Here is a 20,623-nt window from a genome sequence, read left to right on the forward strand (position 1 = left end):
GCGAGGTCAGCTTAGCGTGACCCGCTAGGCTGACCACACACCCCCCTGGGGGTGCCTCGGGATGTGGCGCAGCTTGGTAGCGCATCCGCTTTGGGAGCGGAGGGTCGCAGGTTCAAATCCTGTCATCCCGACCGGAAGGGCTGGACCTGCGGGTTCAGCCTTTTTCGTGTCGGCCGATCCGGCTCGGGAGCCGGCACCGCGCTCAGTGACGCTCCTATTCGAAGGTGTGCCCGTGCGCAATCGGGTCCTCGGGCCAGTTTTCCCAGCTGAGCAACCATCGATCACCGAGCGACTCTGACGCCGCCGTCCAGACCCGCGACGGCAGGACCCTGACCCACTACCTCCGTGCACGCCCCCGCCGACTCCACCTGTTCGGCGAGTTCCGCTGTCGGGGCAACGGCTGCCGCTCGCCCGTCCCACCGAACTCGCGCACGCCAATTGCGAACTGCAAATTGCAGAACCTGATTCAGTGCTCATTTGAGCACCGGTCACAGAAAATGAATTCCGAAACATATTGCAGTACAGGAAAGAAATTAACGAGCTGAAATGAAAGTTGCTCCGAACGGCCGTACTTGAAACTGCCGCCGACACATAACGTCACATGCCTGCACAATTGACCCGCCGGATGGACGAACCCGGGTCCCCGAGCGGTCGATTGTGGACATAGCTCATGATCGCCCTACTGGAGGACAGCTTTCCCATGACGATCGATCTGGCGTTGAAAGAAGCGATGAGCATTCCCGGCGCCGTCGGCGCGACCCTCGTCGACTACGACAGCGGGATGTCCCTCGGTTCCCTGGGCGGTGGCGACTGGCTCGACCTGGACATCGCGGCGGCGGGCAACACCGAAGTCGTGCGGGCGAAACTGCGCGTGATGTCTTCGCTCGGTCTCGACGACAGCATCGAGGACATCCTCATCACCCTTCGCCGCCAGTACCACGTGATCCGGCCGCTGTCGGCCCGCGGCAACTCCACCCTGTTCCTCTACCTCGTGCTGGACCGCGAGCGAGCGAACCTCGCGCTCGCCCGGCACAGCCTCAAGCGCATCGAGACCAGCCTGTCCGTATGACGAGTGCCGACACCCACAGCCAGCCCTCCCGCACACCCCTGCCGGTACGCAAGCCGGCACCGGAAACCGGCGGCCCACCACCGGACCGGGCGGTCAAGCGCCCCCCGCTCGACTCCGACCAGACGCTCGAGGTACTGCACCGGATCCGCGAGCAGCTCGACCAGGTGGCCGGGCTGCTCGTGGCCACCCACGACGGCCTGGTCCTGGCCGACGACACCAGGGCCGTCGAGGCCGACAGCGTAGCCGCGATGTCGGCGGCGGCCGTCGGGCTCGCCGCGCAGTTCACCGCCCAGGCCAGGATCGGCGAGTCCCGCAGTGCGATGTTCGAAGGCAGCTCCGGCTACGTCTGCGTCTTTCCCGTCGAAGGGTCCCTCCTCCTCGTCGTGTTCGGCCAGCCGGACATCACCATGGGACTGTTCACCCTTGCCGCCAAACAGGCGTTGACGCTGTTCCGGCACCACCTGCCGGCGCCGGGCGGGGCACCTCGGACGCGGCTGCCGGAGTAGCCGGCCTGTCGCGGAACCGGGTCCGCAGCTCGCCGAGACGGTCGACCCGGCTGGTGAGCACGGCGGCGGGGTGGCGCGGGTGAAGATCAGGTGGCCCGGCCCACCGCCGAGAGCCGGGCCACCAGTCCCGCCCCGGTCAGCGCTGTGCCCCGGGTTCCCGGGCCGTTGACGGGACGTTACGCATCCGATCCCTCGGGCGACTATGTCATCGACCGGAGGGGCCGGGGCCCCTCGTACCGCCCGGCGAGGAGCGCACAGATGCCCAACGTGATCGAGAAGATGGTCAACAAGGTGCTCGGCAAGGGGACGACCGACAATGCGGCGGACCCGATACCGACCGGCGCGGCCAACCTCACCCTCGGTACCGCGTTCATCGGCGCCGTGACGCTGATCGTCGACAACTTCACCGGCTGGAGTTCGAAGCTCCTCGGGCCCGACCCCGGCTCCGGTTCGCAAGCGGCGCTGGCCATCGCGATCATCGGGGCCATGGCGATCGTGTTCGCCGCGGACCTGCTCGCCCGCGGCTATGCGTCGGCCCATGCCGCACCCGCGGCGTCGAAGCCCGCCGAGAGCTCGGGCGTCACCGTGTCGATTCCCGAGCTCGCCGCCGCGGACGAGGGCAACTGGCAGGTCGTCCAGGTCGACGGCGACCGGCTGCTCCTGGTGAAGAAGGGCGAGCCGCCGCAGTGGTACCCGATCAGCAAGGTGCGAGGCGAGTAGTACCGCACCCGGACCTCGCTACGACGAACGCACCCGAGCCAGCCACGCGGTCAACGTCGAGGCGATCAACCCCGGCTGTTCCTCCGGCGTGTGGTGGCCCGCCACCACGGGGTGGTGGACCACCTCCAGCGACGCGAACGTCTCGGACATCCACTCCAGCATCGGCCGCGTCAGCATCGTGTCGGGCCCCGGGTCGAACGTGATCAGCAGCTTCGGCACCTCCCGCGACGACGCCAGCCAGCCGTCGAACTTCTCGATCCGGGCCACCACCTCGGCCGGTGAGCCGCCCAGGGGCAGGGACCGGGCCCAGCGCAGCAACGGGATCCGGGACGCCGGTGTCGGATACACGTCCGCGTACTCCGGGGGCAGCATGACCTCCGGAAGATCGGTGACGCCCGGCGCCTTGAGCGCGCGGAACACCTCCGCTCCGGCCGCCGGGAACTCCTCCCACGTCATCGGCTTCAGGACCGCCTCGGTGAACGCCAACCCGCGAACCCGCGAAGGGTGCCGCGACGCCCAGTCCGCGGCCAGCGCTCCGCCCCAGTCGTGGCCCACCAGGACCACGTCGTCCAAGGACAGAGCGTCGAACCACCTCTCCAGGTAGCGCGCGTGGTCGTCGAACGAATACTCGATCGGCGGCCGGTCCGAGGCGCCCATGCCGATCAGGTCCGGCGCCAGCCGGCGCCCGGGGACCGACGGCAGCACGTTGCGCCACAAGTACGAGGACGTCGGGTTGCCGTGCAGGAACACCACCGGCGCACCGGTTCCGGAGTCCACATAGGACAGTTCGCTCACTTGAACACCGCCGCGTTGCGGGCCGCCCACTCCGAGAACGGACGCGGCGGGCGGCCCAGCACCCGGGAGACGTCCGGGCTCACCCGCTGCTCCGCCGGCGACGGCGCCCCCAGGATGTCCAGCGTGGCCTCCGCCACCTGCGCGGGCATGAAGCCCGACATGGCCGAGAACGCCTCCTCCCGCGTCTGCGGGACGAACCGCACCGGCTCCCCCAGCGCCTCTCCGATCGCCGCCGCCTGCTCGCGCGGCGTCACCGGCGCGGGCCCCGTCAGTTCGTACGTGCGACCCCCGTGCGAGGAGTCGAGGAGTGCGGCAGCGGCCACCGAAGCGATGTCCGACGGGTCGATCACCGGCAGCCCGACGTCGCCGAACGGTGCCGACAGCGTCCGGGACGAACGCACGCTTTCCGCCCACTGCACCGCGTTCGACGCGAACCCGCCCGGGCGCAGCACCGTCCACTCCAGACCCGAGCCACGCACGGCGTCCTCGAAGAACGCCGGGTGCCGTCCCGTTCCGACGCCCTGCGACGACAACAACACCACCCGCGCCCCGCCGACCTGCTCCAGCACCGGCTCCAACGGACCCCGGAAGTCCGGCGGCAGCAACAGGAACACCGCCGACGCCCCCTCGAAAGCCGGACGCAGGGACGCCGCGTCCGACAAGTCACCCGGAAACGGCCCGCGGCGGGACACGGCCCGCACTTGTTCACCCGCCGACTCGAGAGCCTGCACCAGCGGTTGTCCGACGTTTCCCGTCGCTCCAGTCACTACGATCATGCGAGCGACGCTACCTTCCCCGGTATAGTAGGTACCTAGAGGAAAGTATTGGACGGAGGCGCCGGAAGTGACCGAGACCACACCCGAGCTGGCCTGCCCGATCGCCCCCATCGTCGACATCGTCTTCAGCCGCTGGACGACACCGATCCTGTGGGCGCTCAACGAATACGGGCGCCAGCGGTTCGTCGAACTGGAGCGCCGCATCGCCACGATCACCCCGAAGGTGCTCACCCAGCGGCTGCGGCAACTGGAGCGCGACGGCCTGGTCACGCGCACCTACCACGCCGAAGTGCCGCCGCGCGTGGAGTACGAGATCAGCGACCTGGGCCGCAGCCTCGGCCCGATGTTCGCAACCCTCGCCGAATGGTCACCCAACCTCGACCGGGTCGAAGCGGCCCGCCGGGCCTACGACTCCCGCGGCTCCGCCCGGTAGTCCGGGACACCGGCCTAGGGCGAAACGTCCAGGTAGTCCAGGTTCGCCGGGCCGTCGGCCGTCGTCGCCGTGACGCGGACCGTGTGCGCCCCCGCGGCCAAGGCCACCGGACGCATCACCGTGCTCCACGTCGTCCACGCGCCGGTCGCCGGGAACGGCACGCCCGTGGCCACCACCGTGCCGTCGACCGCGACGTCCGCCGGGCGCGCCGCCGCCGTGCCGTTCGCGTAGCCGAACGTCAGCGCCGACGCCGGCCCGGTCACCTGCCACTCGACGTAGCTGCCGGCCGCGTTGGCGCCGTTGGCGAAGCCGGTCCCCGAGAAGCCCGCGTGGTTCGCGTCCACCGTGCCGCCCGCCGACAGGGTCGCCGACTCGGCTTCGTAGCGAGAGGAGCCACCGGCACGAGACACGCGGTACAGCACCGTCGCGTGCGAAGGCACCGACGCGCTGATCGTCCCCGAGGTGCTCCGGACCGCCTTGCTCCACAGGTCCTTCAGCGTGTACGACGCCGCGCCGCCGATGCCCGTCGCGGATGCCGTCGTGCTGATCGTCGCCGTGGACGCGGTTTCGTTGGACAGCGCCACCGCGCGATCGCCGTTGGCGAGCACCTTGCCGTAGACGACCAGGCCACCGTTCGAGCTGAGCACCGTCGCCTGCTTGCCCAGCGGGTCCTGGTCGAGCGCGATCACGTCGGCGTTCTTCAGGATCGAGAAGCTGTCGTCGGACACCTTGCGCAGGTCACTGCCGATCAGCAGCGGCGCCGCCATCATCGCCCAGAGGCTGAAGTGCGTGCGGTATTCGGTCGCGGTCATGCCGCCGTTGCCGACCTCCAGCATGTCCGGGTCGTTCCAGTGCCCGGGGCCGGCGTACTGCGCGAGGCCGCGGTTGACCTGCGCCTTGCCGATCATGCTCGACCACTTGTCGGAGATGTCGCCGGTCGTGCGCCACAGGTTCCCGACGGGGGCGGCCCAGGTCCACGGCTTGGTCTGGCCCCACTCGCAGATCGAGTACGCGATCGGGCGCCCGGACTTCGCGAGCGCGTCCCGCATCGCCTTGTAGCGCTGCTGCGCGTCGACACCCTGGTTGTTGCAGTTGTCGTACTTCAGGTAGTCGACGCCCCAGGAGGCGAAGAGGTTCGCGTCCTGCTGCTCGTGGCCGAGCCCGCCGGGGAAGCCGGCCTGTTGCACGTGTGCGTGCCCGCGCTGGTGTAGATGCCGAACTTCAGGCCTTTCGCGTGCACGTAGTCGGCCAGCGCCTTGATGCCGTGCGGGAAGCGTGCCGGGTCGGGGACGAGGTCGCCCTTCGAGTCCCGGTCCGGCAGCGCCCAGCAGTCGTCGATGTTCACGTAGGTGTAGCCGACGTCTTTGAGGCCCTTCGCCACGAAGACGTCCGCTACACCTCTGATCATCGTCTCGGTGAAGTCGGCCTTGCACTGCGTGGAGTTCCAGTTGTTGAACCCCATCGGCGGCGTGCGCAGGAGCCCGTTTTCCAGGGCGGCAGCCGGGGTCTGGCTCAGGACGGTGCCGCTGGCCGCGAGCGCGAACGCGGCGGCCGCGACCGCCGTGCGCCGGAGGAAGGACATGCTTGCTCCCTGGTGGAGACATCGGAGGTCTACACCAGTTAGTAAAGAGTCCTGCCTAACCGAGCGTCAAGAGATCATGTATCAGATATGAAATTGGGTTTCCGCTGGCCGGGACGCTATTCCGTCACCTGCCGGGCCGTCGCCATCGCGCGTTCGGTCTCCCAGAACGCCCGCATCGACGTGATCAGCCCGTCCTCGCCGACGCGGTAGACGAACACCCCGTCGGTGTCGACGCGGTAGCCGCCCGGCAGGTACGTCGTGATCGTCCCGACGTTGGCCACCTCGTCCCCCGCCGCGTGCGAATCGCGGATGGTGAACTCGAAGCGCTCCACGTTGGTGATCGTCTTGTCCCAGAACGCGCTGATCCCCTCGCGGCCGTGGTGCCCCTTGCCCTCTTCGTCGAAGAACGACGGGCCGACCGGGTCCTCCACCACCGCGTCCGGGGCGAACAGGTCGAGCCACGCCTCCTTGTCCCCCGCCGTCACCGCGGTCATCGAGGCGAACGCCGCGCGCCGCGCCGGTGGCTGCTCCTGCCCGGTGTCCCAGCTGACCTGCACGCCCATGGGAGTCACTCCTCGAACTTCGCGATGATCTCGGCCCCGAACTTGTGGATCGCTTCGAGCTTCGGCCCGACCGGCGCGTCGAACCCGACGCCGTCGAACACCCACGGCATGGTGATGATGTCGGTGACGCCGGCCTCGGCCTGCTCGCGATAGCCGTCGAGACCGAACTTGTCGATGCAGACGGCCTGGTACTCGAACGGGTCGTCGGCGCGGCCGCGCTCGGCCAGCAGTTCCTTCAGCCGCGCGATGGTGTCGCGCAGTTCGTCGAGCTTCATCATCGCCGACGACCAGCCGTCGGCGATCCGGGCCGCGCGCCGCAGCGCGACGTCGGTGTGGCCGCCGATGTAGAACGGCACCCGCTTCGGCGGCGCCGGGCTCATCTGGATCTTGTCGAAGTCGTAGAACTCGCCGTGGTACTCGACCATGCCGCCGTCGAGGATCAGCCGGAGCACCTCGATGGCCTCGTCGACGCGCTTGCCGCGCCGCTCGAACGGGACGCCGCAGTACTCGAACTCCTGCGGCAGCCAGCCGACGCCGAGCCCGAGGCCGAACCGGCCGCCGGTGAGCACCGATGCCGAGCCGACCTGGCGCGCCAGCAGCACCGGGTTGCGCGAGCCGAGCTTCAGCACGGACGTGTAGAACTCGATGCGGCTGGTGACCGCGCCCATGGCCGCGGTCGCGACCAGCGGGTCCACCCAGGGGGTCTCGGCGGTCCAGAACCGGCTGCCGTCGGGCGTGTAGGGATAGTCTGTGGACACCGTCTCGGCGTAGAAGAGCGAGTCCGGCAGGGCGATGGACGCGAAGCCCGCCTCTTCGGCGGCCTGGGCGAGTTCGCCCAGCTGATCAAGCGGGTTCATCGCGATCGACAGGGTGAACTTCATAGCACGGAACTATAACGTGTTCTAGTTTCTTCGGCCAGCCCGCGCGGTGTGCCTGATCACTTGCCGGGAACCCTCCGCGTAACGTCCGCGTTGTCCGAATCAAAGGTGACTTCCGGTCACCGGGCACCGAGTTTCTGGGAGTGGTCCATGGGCACCGCGATCTTCCTGATCGTGCTCGTCGTCGTGATCGTCGGTGGCGGCCTCTATTTCTCGCGGCAGCGCGCCGCGGCCCGGCAGCGGGAACTCGACGACGCCAAGGCCGACGCGCGGCGCCTCGTCGAGCGGCTCGGCGGCCAGGTCCTCAACCTGAACGGCAACGACACCGCGTCCCAGCAGGCGATGGCCGACGCCGCCGAGCGCTACAACGCGGCCGGCTCGCAGATGGAGCAGGCCCGCACGATCGAGCAGGCCCGGCTGGTCAAGGAGACCGCCATCGAAGGCCTCTACTACGTCCGCGCCGCGCGCACCGCGATGGGGATGGACCCCGGCCCGCAGCTGCCGGAAGAGGCCGAGCGCGAGCGCGCCGGCAAGGTCACCGAGCGCCGCGAGGTCGACGTCGAGGGCCAGCACTACGCGGCCTCGCCCGACGCCGGTCAGGACACGCCGTACTACTACCCCGGCGGGCGCGTGGCCGGGCGGCCGGTGCCGCAGGGCTGGTACAGCGAGCCGTGGTGGAAGCCCGCGCTCGTCGCCGGTGCCTGGGGCCTCGGGTCGATGTTCCTGTTCAGCGCGATGTTCTCCGGCATGAGCGGCATCGCCAGCGCCTCGGCCTGGGAGTCGGGCTACGACGCGGGCCAGCAGGACGCGCTCGAGTCCGGTGACATGGGCGGCGACGGCGGAGGCGACTTCGGCGGCGACGGCGGCGGCGACATGGGCGGCGGCGACTGGGGCGGCGGAGGCTTCGACGGCGGCGGGTTCGACGGCGGGGGCTTCGACGGCGGCGGCTTCGACTTCTGACCCTTTGAAAGCCGTGAAGGCCTCCTTACCGGCCATAAGAGCCGGGAAGGAGGCCTTCACGGCTTTTGGGCGGCGGCGGTCAGGCAGGCTGGCAGGTGGGGCACCAGTAGAGGTTGCGGCCCACCAGCTCCGAGTTCGCCACCGGCGTCCCGCACACCAGGCACGGCTGTCCGGCGCGGCGGTAGACGTACACCTCGCCGCCGTGGCGGTCCACCCGGGCCGCGCGGCCCATCGCCTCCGGCAGGTGCTCCGGGCGGACCGTGTCGATCCGGCCGACGCGGACGCCGTCGCGCATCAACGTCACCAGGTCGGCCCACATGTCGTCCCACAACGCCCGGTCCAACGAACGTCCCGGCGTCAAAGGTGCGACGCCGTGGCGGAACAGCACCTCGGCGCGGTAGACGTTGCCGACGCCCGCCAGCACCGCCTGGTCCATCAGCAGCGCCGCGATCGACGTCTTCGAGCGCGAGATGCGGGCCCAGGCCTGCTCGGGCTTCGCGTCGCGGCGCAGCGGGTCCGGGCCCAACCGGGACTTGATCGCGTCCGCCTGGTCGGGGGACAGCAGCTCGCAGCGGGTGGGCCCGCGCAGGTCCGTCCAGTGCGTCCGCCCGGCCAGCCGCAGCCGGACCTGCCCCACCGGCTCCGGCGCGGGCAGCGGGAACTCGCCGAACGTGCCGTAGAGGCCCAGGTGGATGTGCACGATCCCGTGTGGACCGTAGTCGTGGAAGAGGTGCTTGCCGTACGCCTGGGCGCCGACGAACACCTGACCGTCCAAACGGGACGCCTCGGTGGCGAACCGGCCCTGCGGGCTGCTCACCTCGACCGGGGCGCCGGCGTACCGGCGCTTGTGCAGCCGCGCGAGCCGGTGGAGCGTGTGCCCCTCGGGCATCAGGCCTCCGGCAGCGCCGGCGGGGTCCCCGTGCGCTCGTAGTCGAGCAGCTGCTGCACGCGGCGGGCGTGCCGCTCCTCGGGCGAGACCTCCGTGGCGAGGAAGGCTTCGACGATCTCGATGGCCTGCTCGACGGTGTGCATCCGGGCGCCGACGCCGATCAGCTGGGCGTGGTTGTGCTCGCGGCACAGCTTGGCGGTCTCGACGCTCCAGGCGAGGCCGGCCCGGGCACCGGGGACCTTGTTCGCGGCGATCTGCTCGCCGTTGCCGGAGCCGCCGACGACGATGCCGCGGCTGCCCTCGTCGGCCACCACGCGCAGCGCCGTCTCGACGCAGAACGCCGGGTAGTCGTCGGCCGCGTCGTAGACGTGCGGGCCGATGTCGGTGACCTCGTGGCCCTGCTTCCCCAGGTGGGCGACGAGGTGGTTCTTCAGCTCGAAACCGGCATGGTCGGATCCCAAGTAGACACGCACGGCTGGGAGTCTGCCACCACGGCCGGTTTCGGGCATGCTCCGGGGGTGGGCATCTGGGAGCAATCGGGGTACGACGTGCGGCTCGACTGGGGTGGCGAAGGCGTCGCCGCCCTCGGCCGGGAATGCGCCGTGCTGGTCGTCGTCGACGTGCTTTCCTTCAGCACCACCACGGATCTCGTGGTCGGCCACGGCGGCCGCGTGCTGCCGGTCCGCTGGCGCGACGAACGCGGCCTGGCGCAGGCGCGCGCGGCCGGCGCCGTGATCGCGGGTGAGGGCGCGTTCACCCTCAGGCCGTCTTCTGTGACGGAAATCCCGCCCGGGACGCTCCTCGCGCTCCCCTCGCCCAACGGCGCCACGCTGTGTGCGGCCGCCGCCGCGACCGGCGCGCGGGTCCTGGCGGGCTGCCTGCGCAACGCCTCCGCCGTCGCCGCGAAGGCGCTCGAGCCGGGCGGCCCGGTCGGGCTCGTCGCCGCCGGGGAACGCTGGGGCGTGGACATCTTCGGCCACGGTGACACGTTCGGCCCGCTGCGGCCGTGCGTCGAGGACCAGATGGGCGCCGGCGCGATCGCCGCCGCGCTGGCCGGGCACGGCTTGTCGTTGTCGGCCGAAGCCGCGCTCGCCGCCCGGTCGGTCGACGTCGCGGCGCTGGCGGGCTGCGTGTCCGGCCGCGAGCTGACCGAAGCAGGCCACGGCGGGGACGTCGAGCTGGCCGCGCGGCTCGACGTGAGCGATGCTGCACCGGTCCTGAGCGAAGGAGTACTGGCATGAGCGGGCGCTGGATCGAGGTCGCCGACGGCGTGCACGCGCGCCGCTACGAGGAGCTGGACCTGACCGTCGGGCTGGTGGTGGGCGCCGAGCGCTGCCTGGTCGTCGACACCCGCGGCGACCTGGAGCAGGGCGCCGAGCTGGCGGCGGCCGTCCGCGAGCTGACGCCGCTGCCGTGGTCGGTCGTCTTCACGCACGCGCACTTCGACCACACCTGGGGCACCGAGCGGTTCACGCCGTGCGCGGTCTGGGCGCACGAGGGCTGCCGCGCCGAGCTGACCGAGTACGCCGAAGACGCGCGCGCCAAGTGGATCGCCTACTACCGCGAACAGGGCAAGGCGGAGACCGCCGACGCCATCGCGCGCACCACGTTCGTCGTGCCCGACCACCTGTTCACCGACCGGACGGAGCTCGACCTGGGCGGCCGGACGGCGGTGCTGCTGCACCCCGGCCGCGCCCACACCGACCACGACGTCGTCGTGCACGTGCCGGACGCGGGCGTCCTCTTCGCCGGTGACATCGTCGAGAACGCCGAACACGGCTTCAGCGCGTTCTCCTTCAGCTCCGAGTCGGACCTGACGGCCTGGCCGGACACCCTCGACGCGCTGCTCGCGCTGGAGCCGCGCGTGATCGTGCCCGGCCACGGCGAGCCCGTCGACGCCGACTTCGTCCGCTACCACCGCCACGGCCTGCACGAGCTGATCGCGCTCAAGGCCGGGGTCGGGCGCGGCGAGACGACCGAGGTGGCCGCCGTGGCCGCCTCCCGCTACCCCAGCGACGTCACGTTGGCCGCGCTGGCCACTCCCTAGTCGAAGTTCAGCTCGCCCGTGCGGGTGCGCTTGAGCTCGAAGAAGTCGGGGTAGCTCGACAGCGCGACGGCGCCGTCGAACACCTTCAGCGCGTCTTCGCCGCGCGGGATCGAGGTGAGCACCGGGCCGAAGAACGCGACGCCGTCGATGTGGATCGTCGGGGTGCCGACGTCCATGCCGACCGGGTCCATGCCCTCGTGGTGGCTCTTCTTCAGCGCCTCGTCGTACTCGGTGGAGTCCGCGGCGTCGTACAGTTCGGCCGGCGCGCCGATCGCGGCCAGGGCTTCCTTGATGACCGCGTCACGGTCCTTGTTGCCCTGGTTGTGGTAACGGGTGCCGAACTCGGTGTAGTAGTCGCGCAGCACCTCTTCGCCCTTGAGCTGCGCCAGCGCCACGGCGACGCGCACCGGGCCCCAGCCCTTCGCCAGCAGCTCCTTGTACTGCTCGGGCAGCTCGTCACGGCCTTCGTTCAGCACCGACAGGCTCATGATCCGGAAGTGCAGGTCCAGGTTGCGGTGCTTCTCCACCTCCAGGATCCAGCGCGAGGTGATCCAGGCGAACGGGCAGATCGGGTCGAAGTAGAAGTCGACCTTCGTGGGCTGCTCGGCAGCGGTCATCAGGTACTCCTGTGCGAAGTCAGGTCAGGTCCGGGGGCGGGCACACCCCCACACAGCGGGCCAACACCCCCGGCCCCGGGCTTGTTCCCCATCGCCCGCCACCCCGTCCCCATGATTGGATGCGGGGAGTTGAAAACCGATACCAACGACCAGAGGTGCCTGTGCCCGCCCCCAACCTGACCCGCGACCAAGCCAAGCTGCGCGCGGACCTGCTCGACGTCACCGGTTACGACATCGAGCTGGATCTCACCGACGGCCACGGCGGCCCCGGTGAGAAGACCTTCGCGTCGAAGACGACCGTCCGGTTCTCCAGCGCCCGGGCCGGCGAGCGGACGTGGGTCGACATCGTCGCCGACCGCGTGCATTCGGCCACCTTGAACGGCGCGGACGTCGACATCAGCGCCTACGTCGAGGACAAGGGCATCGCGCTGGCCGGGCTGGCCGAAGCGAACGAGCTCACCGTGACCGCCGACTGCCGGTACATGAACACCGGCGAGGGCCTGCACCGGTTCGTCGACCCGGTCGACGACAGCGTCTACCTGTACACCCAGTTCGAGACGGCCGACGCCAAGCGGATGTTCGCCTGCTTCGACCAGCCCGACCTCAAGTCGGTCTACCGGCTCACCGTGATCGCGCCGAAGGACTGGAAGGTCATCTCGAACACGGCGGCGGAGTCCGCCGAGGAGACGCCCGAAGGCGCCGTCCGCACGGTGTTCAAGGAGTCCGAGCGGCTCTCGACCTACCTGGTCGCGCTGATCTCCGGGCCGTACGCCGAGTGGCGCGACGAGTACACCGACGAGCACAAGACGATCCCGCTGGGCGTCTACTGCCGCGCGTCGCTGGCCGAGCACATGGACGCCGAAAAGCTGTTCACCGAGACCAAGCAGGGCTTCGGCTTCTACCACCGGAAGTTCGGCACCCCGTACCCGTTCTCCAAGTACGACCAGCTGTTCGTGCCCGAGTTCAACGCGGGCGCGATGGAGAACGCCGGCGCGGTGACCTTCCTCGAGGACTACGTCTTCCGCAGCCGCGTCACCCGCTACGCCTACGAGCGGCGCGCCGAGACGCTGCTGCACGAGATGGCGCACATGTGGTTCGGCGACCTGGTGACCATGCGGTGGTGGGACGACCTGTGGCTGAACGAGTCGTTCGCGACCTTCGCGAGCGTCCTGGCCCAGGCCGAGGCCACCGAGTACAAGAACGCGTGGACCAGCTTCGCGAACATCGAGAAGTCGTGGGCCTACCGGCAGGACCAGCTGCCTTCGACGCACCCGATCGCGGCCGACATCGTCGACCTGCACGCGGTCGAGGTGAACTTCGACGGCATCACCTACGCCAAGGGCGCGAGCGTGCTCAAGCAGCTCGTCGCCTACGTCGGGCTGGAGCACTTCCTCGACGGCCTGAAGGTGTACTTCGGCAAGCACGCCTGGGGCAACGCGACCCTGGCCGACCTGCTGGGCGCGCTGGAGGAGGCGTCCGGGCGCGACCTGTCGTGGTGGAGCGCGCAGTGGCTGGAGACCACCGGGCTGAACTCGCTGAGCCCGCGCTACGAGGTCGGCGCGGACGGGACGTTCACCTCGTTCGCCGTCGTGCAGTCCGGCGCGAAGCCGGGCGCCGGTGAGCTGCGCACCCACCGCGTCGCCGTCGGGATCTACGACGAGGACGGCTCCGGCAAGATCGTCCGGACCCAGCGCGTGGAGCTGGACGTCGACGGCGAGCGCACCGAGGTGCCCGCCCTCGTCGGCCGGCCCGCGGGCAAGCTCGTGCTGGTCAACGACGACGACCTGACGTACTGCACGATGCGGCTCGACCCGGCGTCGCTGACGACGCTGATCGACCGGGTCGCCGACATCACCGAGCCGCTGCCGCGGACGCTGTGCTGGTCGGCGGCGTGGGAGATGACCCGCGAGGCCGAGCTGAAGGCCCGCGACTTCGTCACGCTGGTGCAGCGCGGCATCCACACCGAGACCGAGGTCGGCGTCGTCCAGCGGCTGCTGCTGCAGGCCCAGACCGCGCTGAACTCCTACGCCGAGCAGGAGTGGGCGGCTTCGCGCGGCTGGCCGGCGTTCACGACCAGGCTGCTGGAGCTGGTCCGCGGCGCCGAGGCGGGCTCGGACCACCAGCTGGCGTTCGTCAACTCGCTGGCGGGGTCGGTGCTGGACGACGCTTCCCTGGCGGTGCTGGCGGGCTGGCTCGACGGCTCGGCGCCGCTCGAGGGCCTGACGGTGGACACCGACCTGCGCTGGCGGCTGCTGCACGCGCTGGTCGCCCACGGCAAGGCGGACACGGCGGAGATCGACGCCGAGCTGGCCCGCGACAACACGGCGACGGGCCGCCGCCAGGCGGAGCGCGCCCGCGCCCTGCGCCCGACGGCGGAGGCCAAGGCCGACGCGTGGCAGCGCGCGGTGTACGACGACGAGCTGCCGAACGCGGTCAGCGACTCGCTCATCTCCGGCTTCTCCCACCCGGGCCAGAAGGCACTGCTCGGCTCGTACGTCGCGCAGTACTTCGAGGTGATCGACGAGGTGTGGCAGCGGCGGTCGAGCGAGCGCGCGCAGCCGATCGCGATCGGGCTGTACCCGTCGTGGGCGGTGGCCCCGGAGACGGTGACGGCGTCGGACGAGTGGCTGGCCGGCGGGCACTCGCAGGCGCTGCGGCGGCTGGTTTCGGAGGGCCGGGCGGGGATCGTCCGGGCGTTGGCGGCGCGGGACTTCGACGCGCAGTCCTGACTCGAGCGCCCCAATGTGGCGTTCGGTGCGTCTGACGCACCGAACGCCACATTGGGTGCGTCTCACGCAACCAACGCCACATTGGGGCGCTCGAGACCTGCGCCGCACGTGAAAGGGCCCCGCACCTCAATCGAGGTGCGGGGCCCTTCGCGTTTCTGCGTCAGCGGGGCGCGGGGCCCGCCTGGTCGGACAGCATGCGCAGCGCGTTCACCAGACCGTTGACCAGCCCGCGCACCAGGTCGCCCTCCTTGAAGGACGCCACCATGCTGGCGATCGCCAGCTTGGCGCCGCGGTCGGGCAGGCGGACGTACGCTGCCTTGCCCGTGACGATCTCGATCACGCGCTCGCCCGGGGAGACCGCGATCAGGACGGAGTTCGCCGGGTCGTTCGTCGTCGCGTGCAGCTTCTCCGCCGCCGAGCGGCTGTCCTCGCCCAGCTCGCCGAGGTACAGGCTGAAGTCGAGGCCGGTCTCGCGGCTCGCGAACGTCAGCGCCTCGTCCAGGCGGGCCAGCTGGCGGGTGTTGAACGGGCTCGTCGGCGCGGCCGGCTCGTACATCTTCGCGGCCGACACGCGGCCGCTGGACGTGAGCCCCTCGCCGTAGCCCAGTTCGGACTCGTCGACGCGCTTCGTCAGCTCACCAGTTGCCACGAGCGCCTCCTGCCGCGGTCGGGGCGCCCTCGGGCGCGCTGTTCTCGGTACCGGCGTGCCGGTGCCCCGCGCCGACCCCCTCGGGGTTGGCGCTCCACCACATGGCCGGGTAGTCCCAGGCCTGGCCGGACCGGTGCCGCGGGGCACCGCCGGACCTGCGCCGGAGCGTCAGCAGCCCGGCGAGGCCGTAGATGGCCAGCGGGATCACGGCGAAGACCACGATCGTCTCGACAACGTTCACGGCGCTGAGCGTATCGGATGACCTCTACGGCCACCGCGCGCGCCGCACTCGACCGTTCGTCGTAAGCCGCGTGCCGTCCGCCGCTTGGCTCGCGGCCACTGGAACGTTGGGGCGAAGACCGTCGGGCCGAAAGGTTGCAACTCAACGTACAGGCGGCCGCACCCGCCGCTGTCGTCTTGTCGCAGCCTTGAAATCCTCGTAGCTTTTTCACCTGTACGGGCCTTGCGCCCCGCTCCCCAGCCCCAGCAGGTAACGCACCGGTCCCAGGAGGCCTTGCCATGAACAGCGTCCAGACCCCCGCACAGGCGATCACCGAGGCCTTCTCGTCACTGAGCGAAATCGAGTTCGTGCCCGGAACGCGTGTGACGGCGGGCACAAGGGTTACCCGCGGTACACGCGTCACTCGCGGTACACGCGTGACGGCGGGAACGCGCGTCACCATGGGCACCCGGGTGACGGCGGGGACGCGGGTCACGCGTGGCACGCGGGTCACCCGGGGCACCCGCGTCACGATGGGCACGCGCGTGACGGCCGGCACGCGCGTCACCTGCGGCACCCGCGTCACGCGAGGCACGCGGGTCACCCGCGGCACGCGCGTCACCATGGGGACCCGCGTCACCTGCCAGAGCGACTACGCGCTCGCCGCCTGACCCGTACTCCAGGGCCGCACGCACTACCTGAACACGCGCATGCACCCGGCTCGCCCCGGCCGCCGCAAGGCAGCCGGGGCGCCGTTACGTCCGGGGCTCCGCAACCCCCCGATGAGCAGCTAGGCGGCGGAGCCCAGATACGGCCGCCAGAGCGGATCGGCCTCCTTGGAGTGCGCGAGCAGCCGCCAGTGCGGGCCGTGCGGGGCGCGCGGGACGACGCGCAGCCGCCAGCCGATCTCCGAGAGCAGCCGGTCCGCCTTGCGGTGGTTGCACTTGGCGCAGCAGGCGACGCAGTTGGTCCAGGCGTGAGGTCCGCCACGGCTGCGCGGGATGACGTGGTCGATCGTCTCGGCCCGCCCCCCGCAGTAGGCGCAGCGGTACCGGTCGCGGTGCATCAGCCCGGCACGGGTGAGCGGCACCTGCGCCCGGTAGGGCACGCGCACGTACGTGCTGAGCCGGATCACCGAGGGCACCGGCAGCGACACCTTCGCCGAGTGCAGCTCGATGCCGCCGGGATCGCCGTGCACGACTTCGGCCTTGCCGCACATCACCAGCACCACGGCCCGTCGCAACGGCAACGCGGTCAGCGGCTCGAAGGTGGCGTTGAGCAGGAGAACCCGGCGCCGGCCCCAGGCCGGGGCAGCCGGATCCCGGCCTCTACTACGCTGGCCGGGCGGGCGGGTAACTCCCCCTGGGCGGTTCCCCGGCCCGGCCGGGACGGCTCCGCCGGATGCGGAACCCCCCGGATAGGCGCGCAGGACCACCTCTGGCGTCTCGGCGGCCATGGCTTGGCCGGAGACGCCGCGGGGGCTGGGTTGTCGGTCTGGCACTCGACCACCTCCAGGGGCGTAGGCATAGTCGACCACAGAACAGGCCCCCAGCGCACGTGTGTTACAAGACGTGTCACATCCGCGCGACCCAACATCCACTTACAGTTGGGCTCCCCGACCTGATCGGAAGGATGATCGAACCCCCGTGTCCCTTTTGCTGTCCTCCGCCAAGACGCCGTGCGTCGACGACCTGAGCACCCTGTGCTCCCAGGTCTACAAGGCCACCGGGAACGAGTGGCTGGCCGGCTCGGCGAACTGGCTGCTGACCAAGCCGCTGAAGATCCTGATGATCGTCGTGATCGCGTTCGTCGTGCGGCTGATCCTGCGGCGGCTGATCAACCGCGTCACGACGCTCCCGAAGTCGAACGGGAGACTGCCGGCGCTGCTGCGGCCCCTGCGCGAGCGCGCCCCGGAGGTGCTGGGCTCCGCCATCATCGAACGCCGCCGCCAGCGCGCCCAGACCATCGGCTCGGTGCTGAAGTCGATGGCGACGTTCCTGATCTACGGCCTGGCCTTCATCCTCGTGCTGGGCGAGCTCGGCCTGAACCTCGGCCCGATCATCGCCTCCGCCGGCATCATCGGCGTCGCGATCGGGTTCGGTGCGCAGAACCTGGTCAAGGACTTCCTCTCCGGCATCTTCATGATGGTCGAGGACCAGTACGGCGTCGGCGACGTCGTCGACATCGGCGAGGCGACCGGCACCGTCGAGGCGGTCGGCCTGCGGATCACCACGCTGCGCGACCTCAAGGGCACGGTCTGGTACGTCCGCAACGGCGAGGTGCTGCGCGTCGGCAACTCGAGCCAGGGCTTCGCGGTCGCGGTCGTCGACGTCCCGCTCGGCTACACCGCGGACGTCGAGCGCGCGACCACCGTCCTCGGCGAAGCGGCCTCGACCGCGACCGAAAGCGACGCGCTGAAGGACAACGTCCTGGAGCCCCCGGAGATGCTCGGGGTCGAGAGCGTCACCCCGGAGGGTCTCCAGCTGCGCCTGACCGTGAAGGTGCGGCCGGGCAAGCAGTGGGCGGTCCAGCGGGCCCTGCGGGCCCAGCTGCTGGCGGCCCTGGAAGAGGCCGGGTTCGACCCGCCGCTCGGCCGGCTGTTCCCGAACTCCGTCTCCTCGGTGGCCGAGAAGAAGTAGCGCCCGCGGGCCGGGTCGTGAGGTACCTCACGACCCGGCCGGCGTGGTTACGCTGGGAAACGGGTTCGCGACCTTCCGGCGAGGGCAGGACCGGGCGTCGGGAACCCGCACCCGGAGGGCAAAATGGAAGGCGTGTCTGCAGTGAGCGAACCGGCGAACCTCTACGAAGCAGTGGGCGGCGAACCCACGTTCCGCCGGATCATCGCGCGGTTCTACGAAGAAGTCGCGCGGGACGAGATCCTGCGCCCGCTCTACCCCGAGGAGGACCTCGGCCCGGCCGAGGAGCGCTTCCGGCTGTTCCTCATGCAGTACTGGGGCGGTCCGCACACCTACTCCGACCGGCGCGGGCACCCGCGGCTGCGGATGCGGCACGCGCCGTTCAAGATCGGGCCGATCGAGCGCGACGCCTGGCTGCGCTGCATCCGGATCGCGGTCGACGAGGAGCACCTCGAGGAGCCCTACCGCGGGCAGCTCTGGGCCTACCTGGAGACGGCCGCCCACAGCATGATGAACAGCTTCGTCTGATGAGACCGGAGCCGGGAGGTTCTGCCTGGTGGCAGGACGCGGTCTTCTACCAGGTCTACGTGCGCTCGTTCGCCGATTCGGACGGCGACGGCGTCGGGGACCTGGAAGGCATCCACTCCCGGCTCGGTTACCTGGAGCTGCTGGGCGTCGACGCGCTGTGGCTGACGCCGTTCTACCCCTCTCCGATGGCCGACCACGGCTACGACATCGCCGACCCGCGCGACGTCGACCCGATGTTCGGCACCCTCGGCGACTTCGACGTGCTGCTGACCGAGGCGCACAAGCGCAACATCAAGGTCACCGTCGACGTCGTGCCCAACCACACCAGCAACCAGCACGCCTGGTTCAAGTCCGCGATGGCGGCCGCGCCGGGCAGCCCGGAGCGCGACCGCTACATCTTCCGCGACGGCGTCGGCCCGACGGGCGAGGACCCGCCGAACAACTGGGTCAGCGCGTTCGGCGGCCCGGCGTGGACCCGGGTGCCGGACGGCCAGTGGTACCTGCACCTGTTCGCGCCGCAGCAGCCGGACCTCAACTGGGCCAACCCGGAGGTCGCCGCCGACCTGGAGCGCACCCTGCGCTTCTGGCTCGAACGCGGGGTCGACGGCTTCCGCATCGACGTCGCGCACGGCATGGCCAAGCCGCCCGGTCTGCCGGACATGGACCCGCGCGCCGACGCGCTCGGGCCGAGCCACTACTACGACCCGCGGTGGGACTACGACGGCGTCCACGAGATCCACCAGATGATCCGCAAGGTGCTCGACGAGTTCCCGGACGCGATGGCCGTCGGCGAGATCTGGGTGACCGACGAGGAGCGCCTCTCCCGGTACCTGCGGCCCGACGAGCTGCACCTGGCGTTCAACTTCCGCCTGGTGCTGACCCACTTCGACGCGGACGCGATGCGCACGGCCATCCAGCGCTCCCTAACGGTGCCGGCGAAGGTCGGCGCGCCCGCGACCTGGACGCTGGGCAACCACGACGTCTGGCGGCAGGTCAGCCGCTACGGCGGGGGCTCCGCCGGGGTGCGGCGCGCGCGGGCGATGGCGCTGGTCGAGCTGGCGCTGCCCGGCACGGTCTACCTGTACAACGGCGAGGAGCTGGGCCTGGCCAACGTGGACATCCCGCCTTCGGAGATGGCCGATCCGCGCGCGAAGACGAGCGGGGCGGAGTTCGGGCGGGACGTCTCCCGGGTGCCGCTGCCGTGGGAGGGCGGCCTGCCGCCGTTCGGGTTCTCGCGCAACCCGCGGACGTGGCTGCCGATGCCGGCGGACTGGGCCGCGCTGACGGTCGAAAAGCAGATCGAAGACGCCGATTCGACGCTCTCGCTGTACCGCCAGGCGATCGAGCTGCGGAAGACGCACTCGGCGTTCAACGGCGAGGAGCTGGAGTGGTACGGCGCGCCCGCGGGGTGCTTCGCGTTCCGCCGCAAGGGCGGCGGGCTCGTGTGCGCGTTGAACACGTCCGCGAGCCCGATCGCGCTGCCGCCCGGCGAGGTGCTGCTCTCGAGCAGTCCGCTGGTCGATGGGAAGCTCCCGGCCGACGCGGCCGCCTGGCTGGTTTAGAGGGGCACCCACCGGCCGGGCTTGACCACTTCGGCCGCCTCGGGCGCGGGGCCGCGCGCGATCTGGTTGACGCGCTGGTGCGACAGGCCGACCAGGTCGGCGATCGCCCGTTGCGGGATCTGCCCGTTCAGCGTGGCGACCAGGCGGGCACGGACCCCTTCCCGCCACTGCGCGACCTCTTCGGCGACCCTTTCCGCCTCCTGGTACTGCAGGACGAGATCGGTCGCGTCCGCGTCGTCGAACTCGTAGCACCACCGGAGGTGGAACCGCTCGGGCGGGAGGCCGGTCAGGTTCGCGACGATCTTCCGCATGCCGGGGTCGACGTCGCCGAACTGCTTGAACTCACCCGCCGCGCCGTCGAGGCCGTCGGTCACCTTCGCGGTCCACAGTCCGGCTTCGCGGGTCACAGCCACGGTGAACGCCGGGAACCTCATCAACTGGCTCACCTCCGGGAAGGCGCGGAC

At 70.6% G+C, this 20,623-nt stretch carries 23 protein-coding genes, 1 tRNA gene and 1 pseudogene; 13 read left to right on the forward strand and 12 right to left on the reverse strand.

Going from position 1 to position 20,623, the window contains the following annotated elements:
• Window positions 1-57: 57 nt before the first annotated feature.
• From QRX60_RS50745 to QRX60_RS50760, 4 genes are all read left to right on the forward strand, one after another.
• A tRNA-Pro gene (locus tag QRX60_RS50745) sits at window positions 58-131 on the forward strand.
• Between the two features lie 569 nt (window positions 132-700).
• On the forward strand, window positions 701-1,069 hold the full coding sequence (locus QRX60_RS50750; protein ID WP_285998607.1) for a hypothetical protein: 369 nt from the start codon (window positions 701-703) through the stop codon (window positions 1,067-1,069).
• Complete coding sequence (locus tag QRX60_RS50755; RefSeq protein ID WP_285998608.1) at window positions 1,066-1,575, forward strand: roadblock/LC7 domain-containing protein; 510 nt, start codon at window positions 1,066-1,068, stop codon at window positions 1,573-1,575. Before QRX60_RS50750 ends, QRX60_RS50755 begins: the two co-directional genes overlap by 4 nt.
• Window positions 1,576-1,833: 258 nt before the next feature.
• A complete protein-coding gene (locus QRX60_RS50760; protein WP_285998609.1) occupies window positions 1,834-2,295 on the forward strand; it encodes a hypothetical protein in 462 nt (153 codons plus the stop codon).
• An 18-nt stretch (window positions 2,296-2,313) separates the two neighbouring features.
• On the opposite strand, the gene QRX60_RS50765 is transcribed toward QRX60_RS50760, so the two are convergent.
• Both QRX60_RS50765 and QRX60_RS50770 read right to left on the reverse strand, forming a co-directional pair.
• Entirely contained in the window at window positions 2,314-3,090 is a 777-nt protein-coding gene (locus tag QRX60_RS50765) for an alpha/beta fold hydrolase (protein WP_285998610.1), read from the reverse strand.
• Window positions 3,087-3,866 (reverse strand): NAD(P)H-binding protein, encoded by a 780-nt coding sequence (locus QRX60_RS50770; RefSeq protein WP_285998611.1) that lies wholly within the window; start codon window positions 3,864-3,866, stop codon window positions 3,087-3,089. The genes QRX60_RS50765 and QRX60_RS50770 overlap by 4 nt, the downstream gene beginning before the upstream one ends.
• Before the next feature lie 67 nt (window positions 3,867-3,933).
• Between QRX60_RS50770 and QRX60_RS50775 the strand changes: the two genes are divergently transcribed.
• The gene (locus QRX60_RS50775; RefSeq protein WP_285998612.1) at window positions 3,934-4,299 is read left to right on the forward strand and encodes a winged helix-turn-helix transcriptional regulator; all 366 of its coding nucleotides are present in this window, start codon (window positions 3,934-3,936) and stop codon (window positions 4,297-4,299) included.
• Window positions 4,300-4,313: 14 nt separating this feature from the next.
• Here the strand turns inward: QRX60_RS50775 and QRX60_RS50780 are convergent.
• The 3 genes and pseudogenes from QRX60_RS50780 to QRX60_RS50790 form a co-directional block, all read right to left on the reverse strand.
• Window positions 4,314-5,881 (reverse strand): annotated as a pseudogene (locus QRX60_RS50780) (carbohydrate-binding protein).
• Between the two features lie 116 nt (window positions 5,882-5,997).
• A complete protein-coding gene (locus QRX60_RS50785; protein WP_285998613.1) occupies window positions 5,998-6,444 on the reverse strand; it encodes a nuclear transport factor 2 family protein in 447 nt (148 codons plus the stop codon).
• Window positions 6,445-6,449: 5 nt separating this feature from the next.
• Entirely contained in the window at window positions 6,450-7,325 is an 876-nt protein-coding gene (locus QRX60_RS50790; protein ID WP_285998614.1) for an LLM class F420-dependent oxidoreductase, read from the reverse strand.
• 147 nt (window positions 7,326-7,472) lie between these two features.
• On the opposite strand from QRX60_RS50790, the gene QRX60_RS50795 reads away from it, so the two are divergent.
• On the forward strand, window positions 7,473-8,282 hold the full coding sequence (locus QRX60_RS50795) for a hypothetical protein (protein WP_285998615.1): 810 nt from the start codon (window positions 7,473-7,475) through the stop codon (window positions 8,280-8,282).
• Between the two features lie 79 nt (window positions 8,283-8,361).
• Here QRX60_RS50795 and QRX60_RS50800 read toward each other — a convergent pair whose 3' ends face one another.
• Both QRX60_RS50800 and QRX60_RS50805 read right to left on the reverse strand, forming a co-directional pair.
• Window positions 8,362-9,171: an Fpg/Nei family DNA glycosylase gene (locus QRX60_RS50800; RefSeq protein WP_285998616.1), complete on the reverse strand. Its 810-nt coding sequence runs from the start codon at window positions 9,169-9,171 to the stop codon at window positions 8,362-8,364.
• Window positions 9,171-9,644: a ribose-5-phosphate isomerase gene (locus QRX60_RS50805; RefSeq protein ID WP_285998617.1), complete on the reverse strand. Its 474-nt coding sequence runs from the start codon at window positions 9,642-9,644 to the stop codon at window positions 9,171-9,173. Before QRX60_RS50805 ends, QRX60_RS50800 begins: the two co-directional genes overlap by 1 nt.
• A 45-nt stretch (window positions 9,645-9,689) precedes the next feature.
• On the opposite strand from QRX60_RS50805, the gene QRX60_RS50810 reads away from it, so the two are divergent.
• Together QRX60_RS50810 and QRX60_RS50815 are read left to right on the forward strand one after the other, a co-directional pair.
• Window positions 9,690-10,412 carry a 2-phosphosulfolactate phosphatase gene (locus QRX60_RS50810; RefSeq protein WP_285998618.1) on the forward strand — a complete coding sequence of 241 codons (723 nt, stop codon included), beginning with the start codon at window positions 9,690-9,692 and terminating at the stop codon, window positions 10,410-10,412.
• On the forward strand, window positions 10,409-11,218 hold the full coding sequence (locus tag QRX60_RS50815) for an MBL fold metallo-hydrolase (protein WP_285998619.1): 810 nt from the start codon (window positions 10,409-10,411) through the stop codon (window positions 11,216-11,218). Before QRX60_RS50810 ends, QRX60_RS50815 begins: the two co-directional genes overlap by 4 nt.
• Here the strand turns inward: QRX60_RS50815 and QRX60_RS50820 are convergent.
• Window positions 11,215-11,835 carry a mycothiol-dependent nitroreductase Rv2466c family protein gene (locus QRX60_RS50820; RefSeq protein WP_285998620.1) on the reverse strand — a complete coding sequence of 207 codons (621 nt, stop codon included), beginning with the start codon at window positions 11,833-11,835 and terminating at the stop codon, window positions 11,215-11,217. The genes QRX60_RS50815 and QRX60_RS50820 overlap by 4 nt on opposite strands.
• Window positions 11,836-11,996: 161 nt before the next feature.
• Between QRX60_RS50820 and pepN the strand changes: the two genes are divergently transcribed.
• The gene (pepN, locus tag QRX60_RS50825; protein WP_286003877.1) at window positions 11,997-14,564 is read left to right on the forward strand and encodes an aminopeptidase N; all 2,568 of its coding nucleotides are present in this window, start codon (window positions 11,997-11,999) and stop codon (window positions 14,562-14,564) included.
• Between the two features lie 160 nt (window positions 14,565-14,724).
• Here pepN and QRX60_RS50830 read toward each other — a convergent pair whose 3' ends face one another.
• Together QRX60_RS50830 and ctaJ are read right to left on the reverse strand one after the other, a co-directional pair.
• On the reverse strand, window positions 14,725-15,213 hold the full coding sequence (locus QRX60_RS50830; RefSeq protein WP_285998621.1) for a DUF5130 family protein: 489 nt from the start codon (window positions 15,211-15,213) through the stop codon (window positions 14,725-14,727).
• Complete coding sequence (gene ctaJ / locus QRX60_RS50835; protein WP_285998622.1) at window positions 15,200-15,454, reverse strand: aa3-type cytochrome oxidase subunit CtaJ; 255 nt, start codon at window positions 15,452-15,454, stop codon at window positions 15,200-15,202. Before ctaJ ends, QRX60_RS50830 begins: the two co-directional genes overlap by 14 nt.
• Before the next feature lie 278 nt (window positions 15,455-15,732).
• On the opposite strand from ctaJ, the gene QRX60_RS50840 reads away from it, so the two are divergent.
• Window positions 15,733-16,104: a hypothetical protein gene (locus QRX60_RS50840; RefSeq protein ID WP_285998623.1), complete on the forward strand. Its 372-nt coding sequence runs from the start codon at window positions 15,733-15,735 to the stop codon at window positions 16,102-16,104.
• 119 nt (window positions 16,105-16,223) lie between these two features.
• Here the strand turns inward: QRX60_RS50840 and QRX60_RS50845 are convergent, their stop codons facing one another.
• Entirely contained in the window at window positions 16,224-16,682 is a 459-nt protein-coding gene (locus QRX60_RS50845) for an HNH endonuclease (RefSeq protein WP_425266197.1), read from the reverse strand.
• 406 nt (window positions 16,683-17,088) lie between these two features.
• Between QRX60_RS50845 and QRX60_RS50850 the strand changes: the two genes are divergently transcribed.
• The 3 genes from QRX60_RS50850 to QRX60_RS50860 all read left to right on the forward strand — a co-directional run bounded on the left by QRX60_RS50850 (window position 17,089) and on the right by QRX60_RS50860 (window position 20,159).
• Entirely contained in the window at window positions 17,089-18,072 is a 984-nt protein-coding gene (locus QRX60_RS50850; RefSeq protein WP_408630302.1) for a mechanosensitive ion channel family protein, read from the forward strand.
• Window positions 18,073-18,213: 141 nt separating this feature from the next.
• Window positions 18,214-18,597 carry a globin gene (locus tag QRX60_RS50855; protein WP_456298900.1) on the forward strand — a complete coding sequence of 128 codons (384 nt, stop codon included), beginning with the start codon at window positions 18,214-18,216 and terminating at the stop codon, window positions 18,595-18,597.
• On the forward strand, window positions 18,597-20,159 hold the full coding sequence (locus tag QRX60_RS50860; RefSeq protein WP_285998626.1) for a glycoside hydrolase family 13 protein: 1,563 nt from the start codon (window positions 18,597-18,599) through the stop codon (window positions 20,157-20,159). Before QRX60_RS50855 ends, QRX60_RS50860 begins: the two co-directional genes overlap by 1 nt.
• Here the strand turns inward: QRX60_RS50860 and QRX60_RS50865 are convergent.
• Window positions 20,156-20,593, reverse strand: coding sequence for a hypothetical protein (locus tag QRX60_RS50865; RefSeq protein WP_285998627.1), 438 nt, complete (start codon window positions 20,591-20,593; stop codon window positions 20,156-20,158). The genes QRX60_RS50860 and QRX60_RS50865 overlap by 4 nt on opposite strands.
• Window positions 20,594-20,623: the final 30 nt, after the last annotated feature.

The organism is Amycolatopsis mongoliensis, from assembly GCF_030285665.1.
GTDB lineage: Bacteria > Actinomycetota > Actinomycetes > Mycobacteriales > Pseudonocardiaceae > Amycolatopsis > Amycolatopsis mongoliensis.